At 72.3% G+C, this 7,807-nt stretch carries 5 protein-coding genes; 4 read left to right on the plus strand and 1 reads right to left on the minus strand.

All coding sequences use genetic code 11. The features are described from left to right. The first annotated feature begins 265 nt into the window (after positions 1-265). Together O3Q52_RS44170 and O3Q52_RS44175 are read left to right on the plus strand one after the other, a co-directional pair. Complete coding sequence (locus O3Q52_RS44170; protein WP_269654162.1) at positions 266-1,231, plus strand: ABC transporter ATP-binding protein; 966 nt, start codon at positions 266-268, stop codon at positions 1,229-1,231. Beyond that, positions 1,224-2,249: an ABC transporter ATP-binding protein gene (locus O3Q52_RS44175; protein WP_269654159.1), complete on the plus strand. Its 1,026-nt coding sequence runs from the start codon at positions 1,224-1,226 to the stop codon at positions 2,247-2,249. The genes O3Q52_RS44170 and O3Q52_RS44175 overlap by 8 nt, the downstream gene beginning before the upstream one ends. Before the next feature lie 116 nt (positions 2,250-2,365). Here the strand turns inward: O3Q52_RS44175 and O3Q52_RS44180 are convergent, their stop codons facing one another. After that, positions 2,366-3,139: an SIS domain-containing protein gene (locus O3Q52_RS44180; RefSeq protein WP_269654160.1), complete on the minus strand. Its 774-nt coding sequence runs from the start codon at positions 3,137-3,139 to the stop codon at positions 2,366-2,368. Positions 3,140-3,397: 258 nt separating this feature from the next. Here O3Q52_RS44180 and O3Q52_RS44185 point away from each other — a divergent pair, with 258 nt between their 5' ends. Then, complete coding sequence (locus O3Q52_RS44185; RefSeq protein ID WP_269654163.1) at positions 3,398-4,282, plus strand: MurR/RpiR family transcriptional regulator; 885 nt, start codon at positions 3,398-3,400, stop codon at positions 4,280-4,282. 120 nt (positions 4,283-4,402) lie between these two features. Continuing rightward, a partial coding sequence (locus tag O3Q52_RS44190; protein ID WP_269654161.1) for a glycoside hydrolase occupies positions 4,403-7,807 on the plus strand: 3,405 nt, incomplete at its 3' end.

Here is a 7,807-nt window from a genome sequence, read left to right on the forward strand (position 1 = left end):
GCTCCGCCGGCCGGCGACCGGGGCGAACGGGGCCCGCCAGAGTTCGGCCGCCGAGACGGCCGCGGTCGTGGCGGGGGCGGAGCCCGCGCACAGCCCAGCCCCGTCGGGGCCGGAGATCGAGCACGCCCCGGCCGTGCCCGAAGCCACACCTCAGCCTCCCGCTGTACCCGCGGCAGAAGCCGAGCCCGCCCCGTCATTGCCGGAATCCGCTCCCGCTCCCGGCGACCGTGCCTCAACCCGGGCCGGCACCCTGACCGTTGACACCCTGGCCGTCGACAACCTGTCGGTCGACATCCGTACCGCCGCAGGACCCGTCCCCGTCGTACGCGGCGTCAGTTTCGCCGTGAGTTCGGGTGAGACGCTGGCTCTGCTGGGCGAGTCCGGGTGCGGCAAGAGCATGACGGCGCACGCGGTGGCCGGGCTGCTCGATCCGGCCGCCGAAGTCGTGGGCGGCCAGGCCCTGTTGGAGGGCGAGGACCTGCTCGGGCTCGGCGCACGGGCCAGGCGTCGGCTCGCCGGACCAGGCCTCGCCATCGTCTTCCAGGACGCTCTCAGCGCGCTCAACCCCGTCCAGACGGTGGGGGCGCAGCTCGCGGAGCCGTTCCGTATCCACGAGCGGATGTCCCGGCGCGCGGCGCGGGCGAAAGCGGTCGAGCTGATGGAGCGCGTCGGCATCCCGGAGGCGCGCTCGCGTGCGAGCGCCTACCCGCACCAGTTCTCCGGAGGCATGCGCCAGCGGCTGCTGATCGCGATGGCGGTCGCGCTCCGGCCGAAGGTCCTGCTCGCCGACGAACCCACCACGGCTCTCGACGTCACTGTGCAGGCCCAGATCATGGACCTGCTGCGCGAACTGCGGAGCGAGCAGCGGATGGCCCTGGTGCTCATCACCCACGACCTCGGCCTGGTCGCCGAGCACGCGGACCGGGTCGCCGTCATGTACGCGGGTACGGTCGTGGAGACCGGCCCGGTTGCCGAGGTGTTCGGCAAGCCCAACCACCCGTACACGCGGGGCCTGTTGGAGTCGGTGCCGGCCGAGCAGCACAAGGGGACCCGGCTGAACTCCATCCCCGGCAGCCCGCCCGACCCCCGCTCCGTACCCTCCGGCTGCGCCTTCCGTATGCGGTGTCCCATGGCCCGCGACCTGTGCGCCACACACCTGCCGGTGCTGGCCACGACCGGAGCCGGCCGTGCCGCCGCCTGCCACTTCGGGAAGGAACTGGCCGATGCCTGAGCCCGGGACGACACTGCTTGAGGCCACCGGCCTGACGAAGAGCTTCTCGGTTCCGCGTACCGCGAAGGGCAGCACCAGGCTGCGTGCGCTCGAAGGGGTCGATCTGCGACTGGAGCGCGGGGAGACGCTCGGCCTGGTCGGCGAGTCCGGTTGCGGCAAGACCACGCTCGCCAGGGTGCTGCTGATGCTGGAGCGGCCCGACGCGGGCACCGTACGGTTCGACGGAGTGGACCCGTTCTCGTTGTCGGGGGCCAGGCTGCTCGCCTGGCGCCGCAAGGTGCAGATGGTCTTCCAGGACCCGTTCGGCTCGCTCAACCCCCGGCTCTGTGCGGCGGATCTGATCAGCGAGCCGTGGCTCACCCACCGCGATCTCGTGCCCGCCTCGAAGCGCGCGGCACGCGTGGGTGAGCTGCTGGAGATGGTCGGGCTGCGCGCGTCCGACGCGCGTCGCCACCCGCAGGAGTTCTCCGGGGGCCAGCGTCAGCGGATCGGGATCGCCCGCGCCCTGGCGCTGGAGCCCGATGTCATCGTGTGCGACGAACCCGTCTCCGCGCTCGACCTGTCGGTACAGGCGCAGGTGCTCAACCTGCTCGGCGATCTGCGGGACGAGCTGGGACTGGCGTACGTGTTCATCTCGCACGACCTGTCCGTGGTGCGCCATGTCGCCGACCGGGTCGCGGTGATGTACCTCGGCAGGATCGTGGAGACGGGACCGGCGGAGGAGCTGTTCGAGCGGCCGCGTCACCCCTATACGGCGGCGCTTCTGTCGGCGGCCCCGTCCCTGGCGACCGGGGGCGGGGCGAAGAGGGAGCGAATCCTGCTGACCGGCGAGATCCCGTCACCGGCCGACCCGCCCTCCGGCTGCCGCTTCAGGACCCGCTGCTGGCGCGCGGAGGACATCTGCGCCGAGACCGTCCCCACGCCGACGCCTGAGGCTGCCCATCACAGAGCGGCCTGCCACTTCCCCCTGGAGGAGGTGACCGTAGACACGGCAGGTCCGGCGGCAGGAATTCGCTGAGGCCGGCCCACCGCGCCCCGTCAGGGGCGCGGGGCGGTATCGATATGCGGTTCCGCCGCGTGGGCGCGCCCAGCCACAACGAACCCGCAGGTTCACAGCCCCACCAAGCGGAGCGTCTAGCCGGCCGTACGCCGAATCCGCCCCGCATACCGCGTCTCAAGGTCAAGGTTCCCCTCGAACCCCCCGGGCACATTGGCCGAGACGTACACCGGCGGTCGCACCCCCGCGGCAAGCAGCAGCGAGGCCGCCTCGGCGACGGCCATCTGGACGAGCATCACGCCGGTCAGAGTCGACAGGGCGCAGACGGAGCCACCGCCGGGGAGTTCGAGAAGGGCGTCCCCCCGTGGCGCGGCGTTGTCCAGGACGACGTCGGCGATGTCGGCGAGCTTCCGGCCGCTGGGGTGGGAGGCGGGGACGGCCCGGGTGTGGCTCAGCGAGGTGATGGCCAGGACGCGGTGACCGCGCTCCTTGGCCCGCAGAGCCATCTCCACGATCACGCTGTTGACGCCCGAGTTGGAGATGATCACGAACAGGTCCTCGGGCCGGGGCCCGGCGAGGTCGTAGATCCGCTCGGCGACACCGGGCTTGCGCTCCAGGAGCGGGTCGTCGAGGACGCTCGGGTCGTCGCCGCCGTACAGCACGAGGTCGGCGATGCTCAGCCGGTTCGTGGGCACGAGCCCCCCGGCGCGTCCAGCGAGCTCCAGGACGAGCGCCTGGGAGTGGCCGGTGCCGAACGCCTGGATGACGCCGTCGGTCCGCACACAGTGAGCGATCAGCTCGGCGGCGCGCCGCACTTCACCCTGGGCGGACTCGGCGGACGCGGCGATGCGGTTCAGGGCATCCAGGCCTTCACGCGCAAACCCGCTGGCGTTCACAGAGTCGACGGACACGCGGCACTCCCCACCGGTGGATGAAACCACCATCCCTTACGAGCTTACTTGAATGAATAAACCATAGGTCACGAGCGGCGGGCAACGCCCCCTCCACCGGCGCCGTCACCGCACGCCGGGCCGGACCCGGACCAGAGGCTCCTTTGGTCCTGAGATTCAATCTGCGAGATGGTGGGTGGCTGATACATTCTCAGCTGCACAGCAGGCACCACCGAGGAGATCGGGTACCCCATGGAACGGACCGGCGTCGGCAACGGAATGCCCCCGACGGACGTCACCTCACTGATCCGCACCGAGCTGCCCCGGCTGGCCGGCTCGCTCCGGAAGGTGGGCGAGCTGATCCTGGCGGACCCCGCGGCGGTCACCCACTCCTCCGCCGCCGAGCTGGGCCGCCGTACGGGCACGTCACAGGCCACGGTGACCCGGTTCTGCCGTGCCGTCGGCCTCGACTCGTACCAGCATCTGCTGATCGAGCTGGCCCAGGAACGCGGTCGCGGCGAGGTGTCCGACTGGGGCAGCGCGGAGATCGGCCCCGAGATCTCCCCGGACGACAACCTCGAACGCGTCGTCGCCGTCGTCGGCAGCGCCGACCTGCGCGCGGTCCAGCAGACGATCGACCGGATGGACCTGGACGCGCTGGAGCGCGCGGCCCAGGCCGTCGCCCGTGCCCGCCGCATCGACGTCTACGGCGTCGGCGGCAGCGGCGCGGTCGCCCAGGAGACCGAGACCCGGCTGTTCCGCATCGGCTGCTCGGTGCGCGGCTGGAGCGAGGTGCACGGGGCGGCCACCTCCGCCGCGCTGCTCACCCCGGCGGACGTCGCCATCGGCATCTCGCACTCCGGGGCGACCCGCGAGACCATCGAGCCCTTCGAGCTCGCCAAGGAGCGCGGCGCCACCACCGTGGCGCTCACCTCCGACCCGCGCTCGCCGCTGGCCCGGGCCGCCGACATCCGGCTGATCTCCGCCACCTCGGAGACCAGCTTCCGCACCGGGAGCATCGGCGGCCGGCACTCCGTACTCGTCCTCATCGACTGCCTGTACGTCCGGGTCGCCCAGCTCTCCTACCAGCGCGCGAGCGCCTCCCTGGCACTGACCGACCACATCACCCCGCAGCACACGGTGAAGATCCGCCGAACCCGCTGACCCCGGCCGCCGATGACCGGCGACGTATGGATGAACCACCGAGAAAACATGAAGATGGTTGTTTGAACCATCCCCTCGGTGCCACGATGGTGCTCCGCCGAGCATCCTCGTAGGAGCCCCATGCGCGTCACCTCTGTCGAGTCGACCGAGCTCTTCGTCGGAACCACCGAGCAATCGCGCCAGATCGTGGCCGTCGAGCTGAGCCACACCCCCGGCCGGACCGTCCGTCTCACCGTCGAGGGCTCCGGTGTCGCCGGGGAAGCCCTCGTCACGGTGGCCGACGACGGCACCGCGCGCGCCGAGATACCCGTGCGCACCGGCCTCGCGCCGGGCGAGCGCCGCGACATCTCGGTGACCGCGACCGACGTGATCGCCACCGACGAGGCCCAAGTGGCCGTGCACCCCGCCGAGTTCACCGCGGCGGAGCCAGGCTGGACGATGTTCATGGTCAGCCACTTCCACTACGACCCCGTCTGGTGGAACACCCAGGGCGCGTACACCGAGACCTGGGACGTCGCCGACGACCCGGCGTCGACGGGGCTGCCCGCGCGCACCTTCGACTCCCGCGGCCAGTCCGGCATGAGTCTCGTACGGGCCCACTGCGATCTGGCGCGCCGCGACCCGGCGTACACCTTCGTGCTCGCTGAGGTCGACTACCTCAAGCCGTACTGGGACGCCTTCCCGGAGGAGCGCGCCTTCCTGCGGGAGCTGCTGCGGACGGGCCGGGTCGAGATCATGGGCGGCACCTACAACGAACCCAACACCAACCTCACCGGCGCCGAGGCCACCATCCGCAACGCCGTCTACGGGGACGGCTTCCAGCGGGCCGTCATGGGTGCGTCGCCGGAGACGGCCTGGCAGTTGGACGCCTTCGGCCACGACCCGCAGTTCCCCGGGCTGATGGCCGACGCGGGACTGTCCTCCAGCTCGTGGGCGCGCGGCCCCTTCCACCAGTGGGGTCCCACCCTCTCCGTGTTCGGCGAGGAGCCCCGGGATCCGAACCGGATGCAGTTCCCCGCCGAGTTCTCCTGGATCGCCCCCTCGGGACGCGGGCTGCTGACCGCGTACATGGTCAACCACTACGGCGCGGGCTGGGCCATCGACAACGCGCCGACACTGCCCGAGGCCCAGGCGGCCGCGCTCAAGCTCTTCAAGGGGCTCAAGCAGGTCGCGCTCACCCGCAACGTGCTGCTCCCGGTCGGCGGGGACTACGCGCCGCCGTGCCGCTGGGTCATGGACATCCACCGCGACTGGAACGCGCGTTACGTCTGGCCGCGCTTCGTCAGCGCCGTGCCGCGCGACTTCTTCGCCGCCGTACGGGCCGAGCTGGACGCGGAGGGGCGCACGGCGTCGCCTCAGACCCGGGACATGAACCCCGTCTACACCGGCAAGGACGTCTCCTACATCGACACCAAGCAGGCCCAGCGGTACGGGGAGACGCTGCTCGCCGACGCCGAGGCCTGGGCGACGCTCGCCTCGCTCGTCACCGGGCACCCCTATCCGGACGCTGCCCTCGACAAGGCGTGGCGGCAGCTGATCTACGGCGCCCATCACGACGCCATCACCGGTTCGGAGTCCGACCAGGTCTACATCGACCTGCTCACCGGATGGCGGGAACTGGCGGACCTCGCCGAGGCCGTGCACGCCGACGCGACCGACGCCCTCGCCCGGCACGTGGCCCCGCTGCCGGGCGGCGGCCCCGACCTGGTGGTCTTCAACTCCGCGACCTGGCAGCGGCAGGACGTACTGACCGTCGACGACCCCGGACTCGTACCGCTCGACGACACGGGTCTCCCGCTGCCCGCCGTGCGCGAGAACGGCGAGCTGCGCGTGATCGTTCCGGAGGTCCCCGGCATGGGGCTCAAGGCGCTCCCGCTCGCTCGGGGCACCGTCTCCGAGTGGGTGCCGGGCGAAGGCACCACGATCGGCAACGAGTTCTACGAGCTGACCGTGGACCCGGGACGCGGCGGCGGGGTGAGCCGGCTGCGCGCGCTCACGGAGGGCGGGCGGGACCTGCTGCGCGCCGGTGACATCGGCAACGAGCTGGTCGTGCAGGAGGAGTACCCGCGGCACCCCCGCTTCGGCGAGGGCCCCTGGCACCTCACCCCGACCGGGACCACGGCCGCCCGCAGCCGCGACGTGACCGCGGGCGTCCGGGTCGAGCACTCCCCCGCCGGCTCCCGCATCACCGTCACCGCCGACCTCGGCCTCTTCCGCTACACGCAGCGGCTCTGCCTGTGGAAGGGGGTCGCGCGCCTGGACGTGTCCACCACCATCGACGGATACGACGGCGCCGACCGGCTGATCCGGGTCCGCTGGCCCTCCGACGTGCGGGGCGGACTGCCGGTGCACGAGGTGGCCGATGCCGTGATCGGGCGCGGGTTCGGCTTCGTGGAGGTCGACAGCGAGCGGTTCCCCTGGACGCTGGACAACCCGGCCAACACCTGGTTCGGCCTCGGCTCCACGGCCCGCGCCGAGATCCGCGACGACACGGGCGCGCTCCTGGGCCACCGTTCGATCGGCGTGGCCGAACTCGTCCACGCCTCCTGGGACGAGGCCGGTGAACTCGGTACCCCGCTCGCGGCGGCCCTGGTCCGCGCGGGTGTCACCGCGACCTCGACGATCGCCGACGGACCGCGCTACGGCGATCTGGAGATCGACTCCAACCTGCCCGACATCCGCATCGCCGTCGGCGGCCCCGAACGCAACACGGTCGTCGCCGAAGCGCTGGGCTGGGACCCGGCCGCCGGACGCGAGTTGCGTCGGCAACTGGCCGCTCACGGCATCGCGGCCGTCTGGGTCGCGCCGCGTGCGAGCCTGCGCGAGGAGTGGGTACCCGGAGCCGACCTCCGCGACCTCGAACGGCTGCCGCTGCTCGTCGTGGCGGGCACCCGCCCGCAGGACGACGCCAAGGCGGTCGACGCGCTGGTGGCCGACCTGGACGACGCGGTCCTGCAGGCCACGGCCGCGGGCGGCGGCGAGGCCCTGCCGCCGGGCGACGCCTGGGACGGCCGCAGCTTCGCCGTCCTCAACCGCGGCACGCCCGGCTGTGTGGTCACGTCGTCCGGGGACCTCTACATGTCGCTCATGCGCTCGTGCACGGGCTGGCCCTCGGGCATCTGGATCGACCCGCCCCGCCGAACCGCCCCCGACGGCTCGGCCTTCCAGCTCCAGCGGTGGTCGCACACCTTCGAGTACGCCGTGGTGGGCGGCGAGGGCGACTGGCGGAAACTGGGGCTGCCGCGCACCGGCCACGCGTACAACCACCCGCTCACGGCACGGCTGCGCGAGGGCGATGCCTCGGACGCATCGCCGCGGGACCCCGTCGTGCCGAGGAGGGTGACTCTGCTGGGGCTGGAACCGGAGGGCGAGGTCCTGCTCGACGCGCTCAAGCCGGTCGGCTCGCCGCTGGCCCGCGGCAGCGTGGCCCCGGCGGACCCGGGCCGCGCAGTCGTCGTACGGATGCACGAGGTGTTGCGCCGTCCGGTCCGGGCCCGGCGGCGCGGCCCGCTGGCGTGGGCCGCC

This window comes from Streptomyces sp. ActVer, from assembly GCF_027270795.1.
Taxonomy (GTDB): Bacteria; Actinomycetota; Actinomycetes; order Streptomycetales; family Streptomycetaceae; genus Streptomyces; species Streptomyces umbrinus_A.

Coding starts and splice junctions, on each gene's coding strand:
- O3Q52_RS44175 (WP_269654159.1), top strand. CDS start 1,224: ATGCCTGAGCCCGGGACGACACTGCTTGAGGCCACCGGCCTGACGAAG.
- O3Q52_RS44185 (WP_269654163.1), top strand. CDS start 3,398: ATGCCCCCGACGGACGTCACCTCACTGATCCGCACCGAGCTGCCCCGG.